The following is a 13,619-nucleotide window of genomic DNA, read 5'->3' as shown; positions in this document are numbered from 1 at the left end:
CTCGACCGGTCTTGGGCAGGCGCGCGCAAGGCTTGCGTCCGATCGTGCGAGCGGAGGCGGGGCGAGCGTCTGAATGAATGCTAGGCGCTCGCTATAGACGGCCAAGGCCGCGGGGGAAAGCTAAAAGCGCTTGCCCTTTCGCTCAACGCACAGGTCTTGGCTCGGGGACGACAAGATCGATCTCCAGCGTGCCGGGCTGCCGGCGCTTGCGCCGCATGGCGACGAAGAGCACGGCGAGTGCCGCGACCTCGCAGGCGGCGCCGACGAAGCCGAGCGGCCAGGTGCCGGCATGGCGCATTACCTGCTGGCCCAAGGCGGCGCCGGCCGCGATGCCGAAATAGAGCGCGGAGGCGTTGAGCGAGAGCGCGACCACGGTCGCGTCCGGCGCCATCGCGGCCAGGCGTGACATCTGCGCGGGATGGCCGGCCCAGCCTGCGGCGCTCCAGACGAAGAGCACGACGGGAATCGGCCAGATCGCCAAAGCCGGGGGCAGGTTGACCGCGATCAGCGAGGCGGCGAGCAGCGCTGCAGCCAGGATCGACAGCACCACGGTGAGCGAGCGCTCGGGGCCGAAGCGGTCGCTGGCGATGCCGCCGAGCTGGTTGCCGATGGCCGAGCCAAGGCCGGAGACGACCAGCGTCGCGGCGAGCCAGGGGCCGGTGATGCCGGCATGATCGGTCAGGAAGGGCGCGATATAGGTGTAGAGAACGAAGGCGCCGGTGGTCCACAGCATGGTCGTGGCGAGCGCCAGCAGCACGTCGCTGCGCGCCGCTACCTGCAGCCGCTCGCGCAAGGTGTTGGTGCCGCGCGGCAGGCCGGGCGGCAGCTTGACCAGCAGGCCGACGAGCGAGAGGGCGCTGAACAGTGCCACGATCAGGAAGGCGAGATGCCAGCCGCCGAAGCCGACGACCGCCGTGCCGATCGGAATGCCGAGAATCAGCGAGACGGTCATGCCGCCGGTGACGAGCGCGATGGCGCGGCCGCGCCTCTCGGGTGCGGAAACCGCGACGGCGACCGCGTTTGCGGCGGGCATGAAGACGCCGGCCGAGAGCGCCATGACGATGCGGGCGGCCATCACCACCCAGAAGTCGTTGGCGAAGGCGGCGCCGAGATTGGCGAGGCCGAACACGGTGATCGCGCCGGCCAGGACGAGCTTGCGATCGGCGTCGCCGAGCACGGTCGAGAGGATCGGCGAGCCGATGGCGTAGGCCAGAGCGAAGATCGAGATGAGCAGGCCGGCGGTGTCGATGGAGACGGCGAGGCCGGAGGCGAGATGGGGCAGGATGCCGGTGACGATCAGGCTGCCCGTGCCGATGGCGAAGGCGCCGCCGGCGAGCGAGAGAAGGCGCGTATCCATGGGAGTGATCCTTGCGGATGATCGCTGTTTCGAAAACCGGGTTCGAAATTCAATGATCGTTGAAGTAAACCCGTGCCACAATTACCGCAAGGGTAATTTCAATGAATGTTGAATATTGTCAGGAGCGACCGCATCGCCTATCTCGAAGGCCATGAAGCCGGTTTTCCACCCCGATATCGAGGATGTCGCGCCCGCCGACGTGTTCGGCGCGCTGGCCGATCCGATCCGGCTTGGCATCCTCGTGGCGCTGTCGGACGTCAACGAGGTCGACAAGGCGCGCTGCAGTCATTTCACCGCCTTCGCCTCGCCTTCGCTGCTGTCCTATCATTTCGCCAAACTGCGCGAGGCCGGCATCACCCGCATGCGGGTGGAGGGCACGTCGCGCTATCTCAGCATTCGGCGCGAGGAATTGAACCAGCGCTTTCCGGGGCTGATCGACAGCGTGATCGAGACGGCGCGGCGCGATCCCAACCTGCCGCGGCTCGGCCCGGAATGGCTTTCGGGCGCGGAACAGGTTCAGGGTCAGACTTCGTCACGTTGACAGGCTCCCGCACGGGTCTAGCGTCATCTCTTCCGCGATGGCGTCGAGCCGGATCGCGACACGGCACCGGCCACGCCCGAACCCGAGGAGCATGGCCATGCGTGCTGCCGACCCTGAGAAGCTCGATGCCCTGGTTGGACGTCTCGTCGGCGATGTCGGTGCCTCCGTCACCGGCGCCCTGATCGTGCTGGGCGACCAGCTCGGCCTCTACAAGGCGATGGCCGACGGCAAGCCCGTCACCTCCCTGCAACTGGCGGAGAAGACCGGGCTCAAGGAGCGTTATCTGCGCGAGTGGCTCGCGGGCCAGGCCTCGGCCGGCTATGTCGACTATGACGAGGGCAGTGACAGCTTCAGCCTCTCGCCCGAGCAGGCCATGGCCTTCGCCGAGGAGGACAGCCCGGCCTTCTTCGCCGGCGCCTTCGAGATCGTGCAATCCATGTGGATGGACGCGCCGAAGGTCGAGGAGGCCTTCCGCAACGGTTCGGGGCTTGGCTGGCACGAGCACAGCAAATGCCTGTTCCGGGGGACCGAGCGCTTCTTCCGGCCGGGCTATAACGCGCATCTGACGGCGGACTGGATTCCGGCGCTCAACGGCGTCCAGGCCAAGCTGATGGAGGGCGCGACCGTCGCCGATGTCGGCTGCGGGCATGGTTCCTCCACCATCCTGATGGCGCAGGCCTATCCGCAATCCCGCTTCCACGGCTTCGACTATCACGGGCCGTCGATCGAGCGGGCGCGTGAGGCGGCGGAGAAGGCCGGCGTCGGCGACCGCATCGTCTTCGAGCGCGCCTCGGCCAAGGATTTCCCGGAGCGGAAATATGACCTCGTGACCATGTTCGACTGCCTGCACGACATGGGCGACCCGGTCGGCGCCGGCAAGCATGTGCGCGACGCGCTGGCCGATGACGGGAGCTGGATGATCGTCGAGCCCTTCGCGCATGATCACCTCAAGGACAATCTCAACCCGGTCGGGCGGATCTTCTACGGGGCCTCGACGATGATCTGCACGCCGGCCTCGCTCTCGCAGGAGGTCGGGCTCGGCCTTGGCGCGCAGGCCGGCGAGATGCGCCTGCGCAAGGTCGCGATGGATGCGGGTTTCCAGCATTTCCGCAGGGCGACCGAGACACCGTTCAACATGGTGTTCGAGGTCAGGGCCTGAGGTCGACAGGCTGATCGCCGTTCTACGAGATTGCGCCCGCCTGGAGGGAACTGGCTGCCTTCGAGGCGATGCCGGCATTCGACTGCGCCTATGGCGCGAAGACGCCGACGCCGAGCCTCGCCGTGATCGGCGGCAGCGCCTTCGTCAGCGACCCCGCGAACGGGCGCATTCGCGAATACCATCTCGATACGCCGAAGCAGGGGCTCGACATGCCCGTCGGCGGCATGCCGATCGATCTCGCCGGCAACGACGTGGGCTGACGGGCTTCCGTGCGCGTGCGGCATCCTCTAGGAAGCGCGGATGCCGCTTCGCCGCTATCCGCGTCAGTTCCGCCAGCTCGCCGCCTATGTCCTGGCCGGCGGGCTGACCGCGGTCGCGCATTACGGCGTGCTGATCGGGCTGGTCGAACTCGGCCGCATCGACCCCGTGCCGGCGACGCTCGCCGGCTTCATCGTCGGCGCGCTGGTTTCCTATGCGCTGAACCGCTGGATGACCTTTGATGCGACTCGCAGCCATGTCCAGGCCGGCTGGCGCTTCGCCCTGATCGCGGCCGGGGGCTTCGTGCTCACCGGCATCCTGATGCATCTCTTCGTGGTGCGGGCCGGCTTACCGTATCTGCCCATGCAACTGGTTACCACGGGCGTGGTGATGGTGTTCTCGTTCCTCGGCCACAAGTTCTTCAGCTTCGCGGACAGGGCGGGGTGACGCGTTGCGCTACCGCCGCCCCATTTGGTCTTAGGATGTCGGGGCGACGGTCAGCGTGATCTGCCTGCGGCCGATGCGGCCTTCCTTGTCGGTCGCTTCGATCTCGATGACATGGCTGCCGCTTGGCACGACGACGGAAGGCGCGTCGATGCCGTTCGGCGTGATGTACTGCTTGATCCGCTGGGTGATGTCGACCGGAGGATCGCGCCGGTAGAAGACGCGTACGGTCGCCGGATCGATCGGCACGCTGTTCGCCGGCAGGAAGCGCACGTTGAGGCGGAAGGGCTTGCCGTCGACGCCCTTGTCCGGGGTCGGAAGCGTGTCGATGCCGGGGCCGCGCGTCAGGTTGCGCGTGCTGGCCGGGATCTTGGCCGAGGCCGGCAGGCCGGCTTCCTCGCGGGTGATGAGATGGACCGGATCGGCGGCTTGCACCGCCGTCAGCATGGCGGCGGTGGCGAGAACGGCAGGCAGCATGTGCCGAGCGAGCACAGACTTCATCATCGTCCTATTTCACTCCAAGGATTGCAGCGATGAGGCCGGCGATTGCCGAAATGGCGGTGCCGGCCATCAGGATGGTGGTTTCGATCGTCTTCAGCGTTTCCATCGGCACCTTGCCGTGGACGGCCTGAAGGCCCTTCCGCAGTTCCGGCAGCGAGACGAGGCCACGCGCGGTGAGCGCAGCCTGCGTCACGCGCAGCAACATCCCCGAGAACATCGAAGCGCCGATGCTCAGCGCGTAGAACGATGTCTCGCGCCAGGCAGCCGCCCCCTGCGGAAGGAGCGGTATGTTGTCGTGCCAACCCAGCAACGCGTTCATGGTCGCGACGGAAAAAATCGCGAAGACGATCGCGACGCCGATATCGAAGGCGATCAGGCGCGGGCGGATGCCGAAATAGATCAGTCCGGTGAAGAACGGGATCGCGATCGAGGCGAGGCGCAGCGTCCACAGCGGCAGGTCGAGCCACAGGATCACCGCGCAATAGGCGAGCAGCAGCAGCACGAGGCCGAAGGGCAGCACCCAGAAACGCCGGCGCGCGAGCCCCAGGCTGGGCGGCGGCGGTTCCTGAGCTGCTTCTGCGGGCGCGAAGGTGGCGGCTATGACCGGCTGGGCCATGCGAGCGGCATCGAGCGCGGCGCGATCCTCCTCCGCGCGCATCTCCGCGGCGGCGAGGCGCTCTTCCAGCGCATCGAGGCGGCGCAGCAGCGGCAGCACAGGCGTGAGGTCCCGGCCGCAGCTACGGCAAGACAGCACGCCCTTGTTGAGCGGAGCTTCGCAATAGGGACAGATGAACTGGTCCTGCACGGAAATCTCGCGGGGCAAGCCGCGGTCAAAGCCATATTTGGAGCGTCAAATCAAGGCATTTGGCGAATTTCCGCAAGGGAATGTTTGCGTGAAATCGCCGGATTTCCGGCCCGAATTCTACTTTCGTCTATGCTGCGGCCTTGGTTGCCTTGAAGGTCATGCGGTGCGGGTTGTGGCCGAAATTCGCCGGCCGCTGCACATCGGCGAAGCCGGCTTCGCGGATCAGGGCGGTGATTGCGTCTGCGGTATAGGTCGAGAGGCCGTATCGCGCCCTGAGCTTGCGATAGTCCGAAAAGGCGGTAAGGACGAGGCCGCCGAGCGCCGCCGTGAGGAAGCCGCCGCGCCAGGCGAAGGCGAGCAATTGCGAGGCATCGGTCAACGGACTGACATCGGGCGGGATCACGTCGGCGAGGATCAGCGCGCCGCCCGGCTTCAAGCGGTCGCGCCAGATTTCCAGCAGCGCCTTCAACTCGTCGCGCGAGAGATATTGCAGCAGCGAGTTGGCGACCACGAGGTCGAACGAGGCCGGTGGCAGCGCCTCGACCTCTTCCGGCGAGACCACGACGATATTCTCCTTGCGGCCAAACTGGGCGCGCAGCTTGTCGCGGACATTCGGCGCCGCTTCGCAGAGATAGAGCTTGCCGCAGGACGCGGCGACGCGGGCGGCGTCGAGCGCCTCGCCGCAGCCATGGTCGAGGACGACGGCGTTGCTTGCGGGGATATGGCCGATCAGGTCGGTCGCGATGGCGCGATAATGCAGGGCCTTGTGGCGCGGCGAGACGTAGATCGAATGCTCGCCGTTCCAGAAATCGCGCCAGGACATGTGTTCGGTCGATCCTCGGGGCGCGGCCGGTGGCGGCCGCCTGTTCCCGATGACTACGCACAAGCCGGCTGGCTCTGCAACCGCCGGGGTTTCGAGGCCGTAGCGTTTCCGCTTTAGTTGGCGAAACAAGACGAGGGGCGACCATGCTGCTGCTGCCGCGATTGCTCAAGCGGTTCATCCGCCACGGACGGCTGACGGTCATCACGCCGGACGGCAAGAGGCATGTCTTCGGCTCCGGGCCGGCGGAGCTGCTTTTCGCCGGCGTCACCAAGACGGCGCCGGCCGTCACCGTGCGCTTCCATGACAACCGCATCGAGCGCGAGCTCTTCCTCAATCCCGAGCTCGCCTTGGCCGAAGGCTACATGGACGGGCGGATCGATTTCGAGGAGGGCACGATCCACGATCTGCTGACGCTGTTCTGGCTGCAGCGTCGCGAGATGCGCAAGGATCCGTTGCAGCAGGCGATCCGCAAGGTCCGTTTCAATATCCGGCGCTGGCGGATGCACAACCCGCTCGGCGTCGCCGGTAAGAAGGTCAAGCATCACTACGACATCCCGACTGATTTCTATCGGCTCTGGCTCGACGAGACGATGACCTATTCCTGTGCCTACTGGCATACGCCGGACGTCGGATTGGAGAACGCCCAGAAGGCCAAGCTCCGGCACCTCGCCGCCAAGCTGAAGATCGAGCCGGGCATGAGCGTGCTCGATATCGGCTCGGGTTGGGGGGAGCTCGCGATCTACCTCGCCAAGGCCAGCGGGGCGAAGGTGACCGGGCTCAACGTCTCGCCCGACCAGATGGCGGCGGCGCAGAAGCGCGCCAAGGCGGCGGGCGTCGGCGATGCCGTGACCTTCATCAACAAGGACTATCGCGAACTCGGCGGCACGTTCGACCGCGTCGTCTCGGTCGGCATGATGGAGCATGTCGGCGTCGCGCATTACGGCGAGTATTTCGGAGGGATCCGCGATCTGCTGACGCCGGACGGAATCGCGCTGGTCCACTGCATCGGCCGCGTCGGCCCGCCTGGCTTCACCGGGCCGTTCTTCGACAAGTACATCTTCCCGGGCGGCTATGCGCCAGCGCTGTCGGAGGTGTTCGCGGCGCAGGAGCAGACGGGCCTTTGGGCGTCAGACTGCGAGTTCTGGCGCCGGCACTATCACTGGACGCTGGAGGCCTGGCGCGAGCGCTTCATGGCCAAGCGCGACGAGGTCGTCGCGATGATGGGCGAGCGCTTCGCGCGGATGTGGGAATTCTATCTCTGCGCCTGCTCGATCTCCTTCGATATCGGCGGCGACATGGTGTTCCAACTCCTGCTCGGCCGGCACAAGAGCGCCGTCCCGATCATCCGCGACTATATCGCGGATGACGAGAAGGCGTTGGAGGCGAGAGGGTTCTGATCAGCGCTTCAGATTGACGGCGACCACCCCGGCGAGCGCCATGGCGCCGCCGATCAGGCCGAAGATCGTGGGGATTTCGCCGAGCCAGAGGAAGCCGATCAGCATCGCCATCGGCGGCACGGCGTACTGGAAGTTCGAGGCGCGGGCCGCCGGCAGGCGTGAGAGCGTGATTGCCCAGGTGCCGTAGGCGATCAGGCTCGGCACCACCGCGAGATAGACCACCGACCAGAAGGAGACGCTCGGCGCGACCTGCGCCTGCTCAATTGCTGAAGGCAGGAAGGGCAGGAGCACGAAACCGCCGATCGCCATGTTCCAGGCGGCGACATGGAGCGGCTTGTAGCGGGCGAAGAGCGGTTTCTGCACGACCGTGGTGATGGCGTTGCAGAAGGCGGCGCCGAGGATCAGCAGCACGCTCATGCCGATTTCGACATCGAGCCCCTTGCCGAGCGCGATCACGCCGATGCCGGCGAAGGACAAGGCCGTACCGAGCCAGGCGGTCAGACTGAAGCGCTCGCCGAGGATCATCATGGCGAGCACGGCGGTCATGATCGGGTTGGTGTTGATGATGAAGGCGGCCGGCCCCGCCGGCACGACGCGCTGACCGAAATTCAGGAGCAGCGCATAGCCCGCGATGAAGATCACGCCGCCGACGAGGAAGCGCCAGATGTCGCCGCGCTCGGGCAGCTTCGCCCGCGTCGCGATCAGGAAGAGCGCGGCCGGGCCTCCGGCCAGAGCGAAGCGCAGCGCGGCCATCTCGGTCGGGCCGAAGCCGGCGAGCCCGGCGCGGATCGCCGGGAAGGAGGAGGCCCAGGCCATGACCGTGAAGGTCACGGTGAAAACCAGCGTCGGGTCGAGGCGCTGGCTGCCGGAGGTGGCGAGGGCTGGGGAAGCGCAGCTTGAGGAGGACATGGCGTCGTTCCATCGGTGATGAGAAGTTGCTCCCGATAAGCGCCTCGACGAGCTGATTGACAAACGAACAATTCGCGCATGAGCTGTGAGAATGGATCACAGCTCGAACCTGCCGCCGCTCGACACCTTGCGCGCTTTCGAGGCGGCTGCCCGCACCGGCAGCTTTTCCTCCGCTGCCGAGGCGCTGAACCTGACCCACGGTGCCATCAGCCGGCAGATCGCCAAGCTGGAGCATTGGCTCGGCCTGCGCGTCTTCCTGCGGCAGGCGCGGGGCGTTTCGCTGACGCCGGAAGGGCAGCGCCTGCTCCAGCGCACGCAGGAGGCGTTCGCGCTGATCGCCGATAATTCCGAGCGCTGGCGCGAAGCGCGTGGCGCCTCGGTAGTGCGGGTCAGCGCGCCGCCCTCGGTCTGCGCGCTCTGGTTGATGCCGCGACTGGCCGTGCTGGAGGCGGGCACGCCTTCGCTGCGGATCGTGCTGCAGGTCGAGCATCGCAAGGTGGATTTCGAGGAGGAGGGCGTCGATCTCGGCATCCGTTGCGGGCGCGGCGGCGCGCCGGACCGGCTTTCGCTCAAGCTGTTCGAGGAATGGTGTTTCCCGATCGCCTCGCCGAAGCTTGCCGAAGCGATCGGGGAGGGCGCGCCCGAGCGGCTGCTCGCGCAGCCTCTGATCCATGATTCCGATGCCGCCGGCTGGAAGGCGTGGTTTGCGGCGCAGGGACTGGACTACCGCCCGCGCCCGCAGGATCGGCGCTTCGAGGACTACAATCTCGTGCTGGATGCGGCCGCGCATGGGCTCGGCATCGCCCTGGCGCGTCCGCCGCTGGCGCGCGAGCAACTGGCAGCAAGGCGCATCGTCAGGGTCGACGAGCGCGAGGCGCTGAACCCGGTCTCCTACTGGCTCGACCGGCCGCTCTGTGCGCTTCGGCCCTCGGCGGCTGCCTTGGCAGAGCGGATCGCACGGGAAGCCGGAGCCGATCGCGCGGAGATCGCGACGTTTCTCAGCCGGGAAGCCAGGGCGGCTTGATCAGCGCAAGCTGTGACGCGGCGCTGTAAACTCGCCGCGCTGGCTGGCGCGGGCCATTTCGAAGCTGTCGGCGATGCGCCGCGCCCGGATGATGAAGGCTTGCGCGATATCCGGCGGGCAGACCTCGTGCGCGGTGATCTCGAACAGGTCGAGCCAGCGGTCGAAATGCTTGCCTTCCAGCGGCAGGATCAGGTGCGGGCGCATCGGGCGGCCATCGTAACGACCAGTGCGCAGCATCACGCCGCTCCAGAAATCGGTGATCTTGCCGATATGATGGTCCCAGTCCTCGACCGCCGCCGCGAAGACCGGGCCGATCAGTTTGTCCTCCCGGGCCCGCGCATAGAAGGTGCGGACGAGTTCCGCGATCATCGGCTCGCGCAGGTCGGGATGGGCGGCGCCCGGGTAGAGCAGGGGATTGTCGGTCATCGCTGGAATGTTCGCGTTTTCGGTATTTTCATCGGAGCGGGTCGCGAAGGCTAGGCCTGCGCGACCTCTGCGACCTTGTGAGGCAGGGCGGGGGATGCCGCCGCTTCGGCATGGCCATGTTCCAGGAACAGTCGCATCTCCTCGGCCAGCGCGAAGAAGCGGTCGCGCACAGCCTTCGCATGCGGATTGGCGCGCTCGATCGCCATGAAGACATTGGGCGCGTCGTAGCGGACCATTTCGGTCGCCTGCATCAGGAGGTCGAAGCTCGCCGTGGTCATCGTCCGGGGCAGGGGCTCCATGCGGACCAGGATCTTGGCGATGAGATGGGTCAGGCCCTGCACCATCGCAACCTCGCGGTCATGAGCGTCGGCCGTGGTGACGATCACCTTCAGCTTCAGCACATGGCGCAGGAAAGCGGCAATGCGCGGGGTGCTGTGGCCTCTGATAGGACACAGCGCGATCTTGAGGCCGGCTAGCCCGTTGCGGGCGCTCTGCGGGCCGAAGAGCGGATGCGTGCCGATGATCTCGACATCGTCGGGCAGCGCCGCCTGCATGGCGCGGGCCGGGCCGATCTTGACCGAGCCGACATCGAGCACGATGGCGCCGGCCTTGAGATGCGGGCGCAACGCTGCGATCGCCTCGGGGATAGCCGGGACGGGGACGGCGAGGATGACGAGATCGCAAGATGCGACTTCCGCCGCGCTGGCTGGCTGCATTCCTTCGCCGCTCGGATCGGCTGCGGGCGCACTGGCGGGATCGCAGACGCGCAAGGCGAAATGCGGCTGGAGATGACGGGCCATCAATCGCCCGAAGGCGCCGAAGCCCATGATGCCGATGGTGGAGATGGTTCTGATCGTGGAGGACATCGTTTTCGCTCTGTCGAGAGCCGCGATGTCGGATGAGAGCCTGAATTCAACCGCCAGCGCGGCGGTTGAACATGGGAATGCCACCGCCTTATGAGGACGGGGCGTAATAGCTGCGCTGGAGGGCCATCAGGCTGGTCATGCGCTGCTTAAAGCGCGCAGGGCCGGCCCTTGTCAATCGAGAGCCGGCGAATAGGCGGTCGGCGTCATCAGGCGATCCTCGATCGCGCCGACGAGGCTGCCATGCTCCAGCGAGGTGACGCGCTTGATCTCGATCCATTCGGGATCGGCCATGAAGCTCGCCCAGGCCTTCGCCTTGGTCTCGGCATCGGGCCAGGCGAGGATATAGGCGAATTCGGTGCGCCCGGCGCTCGCCGTTTCCCACATAGCCACGATGCGGAAGCCATGACGGACCATGATCCGCGTGGCATGGTCGCGGAAGCGGGCATGGAAGGCCGCCTTGTTGCGCTCGTAGATCTCATAGATGCGCAACTGGTGGATCATGCCCGTCTCCCTCGGTAGCCCTCAGGCCGCCTTCTTCGCCTTCTCTGCCGCCATCAATTCGGTGAAGCGATTGAAGAGATAGTGGCTGTCCTGCGGGCCCGGTGAGGCTTCCGGGTGGTGCTGGACGCTGAAGGCCGGGCGGTCGGTCAGCGCGATGCCGCTGTTCGATCCGTCGAAGAGCGAGACATGGGTCTCGACGGCATTCGCAGGCAGGCTCGCCGGATCGACCGCGAAGCCGTGGTTCATCGAGACGATCTCGACCTTGCCGGTGGTCTTGTCCTGGACCGGATGATTGGCGCCGTGATGGCCCTGCTTCATCTTCATGGTCTGGCCGCCGATGGCGAGCGCCATCATCTGGTGTCCCAGGCAGATGCCGAAGGTCGGAATCTTCTTTTCAAGCAGCTCCCTGATCACCGGCACGGCATATTCGCCGGTCGCGGCCGGGTCGCCCGGGCCGTTGGAGAGGAAGATGCCGTCCGGCTTGAGCGACAGGATGTCGGCGGCGGTCGCGGTCGAGGGCACGACGGTGACGTCGCAGCCGGCCTTGGCGAGCAGGCGCAGGATGTTGCGCTTCACGCCATAATCGATGGCGACGACCTTGAACTTGCTGCTGTCGCGCTTGCCATAGCCGGCCGGCCAGACCCAGGGCGTCTCGTCCCAGTCGTAGCGCTGCGAAGCGGTGACCAGCGGGACGAGGTCGAGGCCGGCCATCGAGGGCAGCGCGGCCGCCTGCTTCTTCAGGCGCTCGATGTCGAAGACGCCGTCGGGGCTATGGGCGAGGATCGCGTTCGGCATGCCGTTGTCGCGGATCAGGGCGGTGAGCGCGCGGGTGTCGACGCCGCAGATGCCGACGATGTTGCGGGCCTTGAGCCAAGCGTCGAAATGCCGGTTCGCACGCCAGTTCGAGGGCTCGGTGATGGCGGCATGGAGCACGCAGCCGCGCACGCCGGAGGAGGCGGCGGCGTTGACGGTCTCGGTGTCCTCCTCGTTCACGCCGACATTGCCGACATGCGGGAAGGTGAAGGTGATGATCTGCCCGGCATAGGACGGGTCGGTCAGGATTTCCTGATAGCCGGTCATCGCTGTGTTGAAGCAGACTTCGCCTGGCGCCTCGCCGACGGCGCCGAGGCCGAAGCCCTCCAGCACCGTGCCATCAGCCAGCACCAGGAGCGCGGTCGCGCGCGGTTCGGTCCAGCCGCCTGCAGCGGGGTTTCCTTCGGGAGCGGTCATGTCTATGTCTCGGTCCAGGCCGCGCGAGCGGCAAAATGCGGGGGCGGGGCTTGAGGCAATCCACTCCGCCGGTCTGGAACGCGAGCCTTAAAGAGCCGGGCGCTGCCCGTCAATCGAAGCTGGCGCAGGCCGCACAGGACAAAAGAGCAAGAGAAAAGGACGACGACGATGACCAGCCTGCGCGAGCGCTTCACGGCCGACATGAAGGAAGCGATGAAGGCCGGCGAGAAGGCGAAGGTCGCGGCAATCCGCCTGATCGTCGCCGCGCTGAAGGAAAAGGACATCGAGGCGCGCGGCGCCGGCAAGGGCGAGGCGACCGCCGACGAGATCCTCGGCGTGCTCCAGAAGATGATCAAGCAGCGCCAGGAATCGATCGCGATCTACGACGCCAACAACCGCCCCGAGCTGGCCGAGGGCGAGCGCGTCGAGGTTGCGGTGATCTCGTCCTATCTGCCCAAGCAGATGTCGGACGAGGAGGTGAAGGCCGCGATCGACAAGGCCGTGGCCGACACCGGCGCGACCGCCGTGAAGGACATGGGCAAGGTCATCGGCGTGCTGCGCGCGGCCTATGCCGGCCAGATGGATTTCGGCAAGGTCAGCCCGATGGTGAAGGCCGCGCTTGGCGGCTGATCATGAGGAGGCGAGCGGGCCTCAGGCCCGCTCGATATCCGTCTCGGAAAAGTCATCGCCCTTGTAGAGCAGCGGCCAGCCGCGGGATTTCGCGAGCGCATAGGCGGCGCAGTCGCCCATGTTGAGGCGGGCCGGATGACGGCCCTTGCCGTAGCGGCCATAGGCCTCGAAGGCGAGATCGGAGAGCGGTTCGTCGAAGGGGACGATGTCGACTTGCCAGCGCGCGATCAGTTCTTCCAAGTGCGACGACGGTACATTCCGGCCGTAGCCGAGGACGATGCGAGTCTCCAGATGGTTCGCCGCTGAGAGACAGCGCTCCGAGGCCGCAGCTATGCGCCCCAATAATTCGCCTGCGTCGGCCTCACCGGTGAGAATCGCGACGAGTGCCGAGCTGTCGATGACGATCTTCACCACATCCCGTTCTCATCATAGCCGATGATGTCATCCATCTCCTGCTTGGTCATCGGCTTCTCGGCGGGCTTGATATTGTGCCGCTTGTAGAAGTCGGCGAGCCAACGCCTGCCTTCCGCCACGCGCCGCGCCTTCTCCTCCTCGGACAACTCGTCCTTGCCGAGTTCGCTCCTGACGGCCTGGCGCACGGCTTCTGTCAAACTCAGACCGCGGCGGCGTGCGAGCAGGCGGACGGCCTCCTCGGTCTCGCGATCCTTGATGTTGAGCGCCATGGCTTTCTTCCTTTTCTCCGATTTTCTTTACCAGATGGGGAGCGCTGTGGATATCGTCCATAAGC

Annotated in this window: 18 protein-coding genes; 7 read left to right on the top strand and 11 right to left on the bottom strand. The window is 66.3% G+C overall.

Annotation, left to right across the window (positions count from 1 at the left end; genetic code table 11):
- Window positions 1-142: 142 nt before the first annotated feature.
- Window positions 143-1,357 (bottom strand): MFS transporter, encoded by a 1,215-nt coding sequence (locus tag Q9235_RS01345; protein ID WP_306224983.1) that lies wholly within the window; start codon window positions 1,355-1,357, stop codon window positions 143-145.
- Between the two features lie 151 nt (window positions 1,358-1,508).
- Here Q9235_RS01345 and Q9235_RS01340 point away from each other — a divergent pair, with 151 nt between their 5' ends.
- From Q9235_RS01340 to Q9235_RS01325, 4 genes are all read left to right on the top strand, one after another.
- Window positions 1,509-1,898: an ArsR/SmtB family transcription factor gene (locus Q9235_RS01340; protein WP_306224982.1), complete on the top strand. Its 390-nt coding sequence runs from the start codon at window positions 1,509-1,511 to the stop codon at window positions 1,896-1,898.
- A 97-nt stretch (window positions 1,899-1,995) separates the two neighbouring features.
- A complete protein-coding gene (locus tag Q9235_RS01335; protein WP_306224981.1) occupies window positions 1,996-3,057 on the top strand; it encodes a class I SAM-dependent methyltransferase in 1,062 nt (353 codons plus the stop codon).
- A gap of 68 nt (window positions 3,058-3,125) precedes the next feature.
- Window positions 3,126-3,317: a hypothetical protein gene (locus Q9235_RS01330; protein WP_306224980.1), complete on the top strand. Its 192-nt coding sequence runs from the start codon at window positions 3,126-3,128 to the stop codon at window positions 3,315-3,317.
- Between the two features lie 40 nt (window positions 3,318-3,357).
- Window positions 3,358-3,762 (top strand): GtrA family protein, encoded by a 405-nt coding sequence (locus Q9235_RS01325; RefSeq protein WP_306224979.1) that lies wholly within the window; start codon window positions 3,358-3,360, stop codon window positions 3,760-3,762.
- A gap of 30 nt (window positions 3,763-3,792) precedes the next feature.
- Here Q9235_RS01325 and Q9235_RS01320 read toward each other — a convergent pair whose 3' ends face one another.
- The 3 genes from Q9235_RS01320 to Q9235_RS01310 all read right to left on the bottom strand — a co-directional run bounded on the left by Q9235_RS01320 (window position 3,793) and on the right by Q9235_RS01310 (window position 5,888).
- Window positions 3,793-4,263, bottom strand: coding sequence for a hypothetical protein (locus Q9235_RS01320; protein ID WP_306224978.1), 471 nt, complete (start codon window positions 4,261-4,263; stop codon window positions 3,793-3,795).
- A 4-nt stretch (window positions 4,264-4,267) separates the two neighbouring features.
- Window positions 4,268-5,065: a hypothetical protein gene (locus Q9235_RS01315; protein WP_306224977.1), complete on the bottom strand. Its 798-nt coding sequence runs from the start codon at window positions 5,063-5,065 to the stop codon at window positions 4,268-4,270.
- A gap of 127 nt (window positions 5,066-5,192) precedes the next feature.
- Complete coding sequence (locus Q9235_RS01310; RefSeq protein WP_306224976.1) at window positions 5,193-5,888, bottom strand: class I SAM-dependent methyltransferase; 696 nt, start codon at window positions 5,886-5,888, stop codon at window positions 5,193-5,195.
- Between the two features lie 143 nt (window positions 5,889-6,031).
- Between Q9235_RS01310 and Q9235_RS01305 the strand changes: the two genes are divergently transcribed.
- Window positions 6,032-7,285 (top strand): SAM-dependent methyltransferase, encoded by a 1,254-nt coding sequence (locus tag Q9235_RS01305; RefSeq protein ID WP_306224975.1) that lies wholly within the window; start codon window positions 6,032-6,034, stop codon window positions 7,283-7,285.
- Here the strand turns inward: Q9235_RS01305 and Q9235_RS01300 are convergent, their stop codons facing one another.
- Complete coding sequence (locus Q9235_RS01300; RefSeq protein ID WP_306224974.1) at window positions 7,286-8,194, bottom strand: DMT family transporter; 909 nt, start codon at window positions 8,192-8,194, stop codon at window positions 7,286-7,288. It abuts the gene before it with no gap.
- A gap of 91 nt (window positions 8,195-8,285) precedes the next feature.
- Between Q9235_RS01300 and Q9235_RS01295 the strand changes: the two genes are divergently transcribed.
- Window positions 8,286-9,218: a LysR family transcriptional regulator gene (locus Q9235_RS01295; protein ID WP_306224973.1), complete on the top strand. Its 933-nt coding sequence runs from the start codon at window positions 8,286-8,288 to the stop codon at window positions 9,216-9,218.
- Here Q9235_RS01295 and Q9235_RS01290 read toward each other — a convergent pair whose 3' ends face one another.
- From Q9235_RS01290 to carA, 4 genes are all read right to left on the bottom strand, one after another.
- The gene (locus Q9235_RS01290; protein WP_306224971.1) at window positions 9,219-9,644 is read right to left on the bottom strand and encodes a group III truncated hemoglobin; all 426 of its coding nucleotides are present in this window, start codon (window positions 9,642-9,644) and stop codon (window positions 9,219-9,221) included.
- A 50-nt stretch (window positions 9,645-9,694) separates the two neighbouring features.
- Entirely contained in the window at window positions 9,695-10,510 is an 816-nt protein-coding gene (locus tag Q9235_RS01285; protein ID WP_306224970.1) for a prephenate dehydrogenase, read from the bottom strand.
- 171 nt (window positions 10,511-10,681) lie between these two features.
- Window positions 10,682-11,011: an NIPSNAP family protein gene (locus Q9235_RS01280; RefSeq protein WP_306224968.1), complete on the bottom strand. Its 330-nt coding sequence runs from the start codon at window positions 11,009-11,011 to the stop codon at window positions 10,682-10,684.
- 21 nt (window positions 11,012-11,032) lie between these two features.
- Window positions 11,033-12,241 (bottom strand): glutamine-hydrolyzing carbamoyl-phosphate synthase small subunit, encoded by a 1,209-nt coding sequence (gene carA / locus Q9235_RS01275; protein ID WP_306224966.1) that lies wholly within the window; start codon window positions 12,239-12,241, stop codon window positions 11,033-11,035.
- A 168-nt stretch (window positions 12,242-12,409) separates the two neighbouring features.
- Here carA and Q9235_RS01270 point away from each other — a divergent pair, with 168 nt between their 5' ends.
- Window positions 12,410-12,871, top strand: a complete 462-nt coding sequence (locus Q9235_RS01270) for a GatB/YqeY domain-containing protein (RefSeq protein WP_306224965.1) — start codon at window positions 12,410-12,412, stop codon at window positions 12,869-12,871.
- 21 nt (window positions 12,872-12,892) lie between these two features.
- On the opposite strand, the gene Q9235_RS01265 is transcribed toward Q9235_RS01270, so the two are convergent.
- Window positions 12,893-13,285 (bottom strand): type II toxin-antitoxin system VapC family toxin, encoded by a 393-nt coding sequence (locus tag Q9235_RS01265; protein ID WP_306224964.1) that lies wholly within the window; start codon window positions 13,283-13,285, stop codon window positions 12,893-12,895.
- Window positions 13,279-13,554: a type II toxin-antitoxin system VapB family antitoxin gene (locus Q9235_RS01260; protein WP_306224963.1), complete on the bottom strand. Its 276-nt coding sequence runs from the start codon at window positions 13,552-13,554 to the stop codon at window positions 13,279-13,281. Before Q9235_RS01260 ends, Q9235_RS01265 begins: the two co-directional genes overlap by 7 nt.
- Window positions 13,555-13,619: the final 65 nt, after the last annotated feature.

Origin of the sequence: Bosea beijingensis (genome assembly GCF_030758975.1) — a bacterium.
In the GTDB taxonomy this organism is placed as follows: Bacteria; Pseudomonadota; Alphaproteobacteria; order Rhizobiales; family Beijerinckiaceae; genus Allobosea; species Allobosea beijingensis.
The sequence above is the reverse complement of the archived record's forward strand: the minus strand, read 5'-3'. Positions and strand labels throughout refer to the sequence as shown.

Excerpts from the sequence above, each read along its gene's own strand:
- Q9235_RS01345 (WP_306224983.1), bottom strand. The coding sequence starts at position 1,357 with ATGGATACGCGCCTTCTCTCGCTCGCCGGCGGCGCCTTCGCCATCGGC.
- Q9235_RS01340 (WP_306224982.1), top strand. The coding sequence starts at position 1,509 with ATGAAGCCGGTTTTCCACCCCGATATCGAGGATGTCGCGCCCGCCGAC.
- Q9235_RS01335 (WP_306224981.1), top strand. The coding sequence starts at position 1,996 with ATGCGTGCTGCCGACCCTGAGAAGCTCGATGCCCTGGTTGGACGTCTC.
- Q9235_RS01330 (WP_306224980.1), top strand. The coding sequence starts at position 3,126 with ATGCCGGCATTCGACTGCGCCTATGGCGCGAAGACGCCGACGCCGAGC.
- Q9235_RS01325 (WP_306224979.1), top strand. The coding sequence starts at position 3,358 with ATGCCGCTTCGCCGCTATCCGCGTCAGTTCCGCCAGCTCGCCGCCTAT.
- Q9235_RS01320 (WP_306224978.1), bottom strand. The coding sequence starts at position 4,263 with ATGATGAAGTCTGTGCTCGCTCGGCACATGCTGCCTGCCGTTCTCGCC.
- Q9235_RS01310 (WP_306224976.1), bottom strand. The coding sequence starts at position 5,888 with ATGTCCTGGCGCGATTTCTGGAACGGCGAGCATTCGATCTACGTCTCG.
- Q9235_RS01305 (WP_306224975.1), top strand. The coding sequence starts at position 6,032 with ATGCTGCTGCTGCCGCGATTGCTCAAGCGGTTCATCCGCCACGGACGG.
- Q9235_RS01300 (WP_306224974.1), bottom strand. The coding sequence starts at position 8,194 with ATGTCCTCCTCAAGCTGCGCTTCCCCAGCCCTCGCCACCTCCGGCAGC.
- Q9235_RS01295 (WP_306224973.1), top strand. The coding sequence starts at position 8,286 with ATGGATCACAGCTCGAACCTGCCGCCGCTCGACACCTTGCGCGCTTTC.
- Q9235_RS01290 (WP_306224971.1), bottom strand. The coding sequence starts at position 9,644 with ATGACCGACAATCCCCTGCTCTACCCGGGCGCCGCCCATCCCGACCTG.
- Q9235_RS01285 (WP_306224970.1), bottom strand. The coding sequence starts at position 10,510 with ATGTCCTCCACGATCAGAACCATCTCCACCATCGGCATCATGGGCTTC.
- Q9235_RS01280 (WP_306224968.1), bottom strand. The coding sequence starts at position 11,011 with ATGATCCACCAGTTGCGCATCTATGAGATCTACGAGCGCAACAAGGCG.
- carA (WP_306224966.1), bottom strand. The coding sequence starts at position 12,241 with ATGACCGCTCCCGAAGGAAACCCCGCTGCAGGCGGCTGGACCGAACCG.
- Q9235_RS01270 (WP_306224965.1), top strand. The coding sequence starts at position 12,410 with ATGACCAGCCTGCGCGAGCGCTTCACGGCCGACATGAAGGAAGCGATG.
- Q9235_RS01260 (WP_306224963.1), bottom strand. The coding sequence starts at position 13,554 with ATGGCGCTCAACATCAAGGATCGCGAGACCGAGGAGGCCGTCCGCCTG.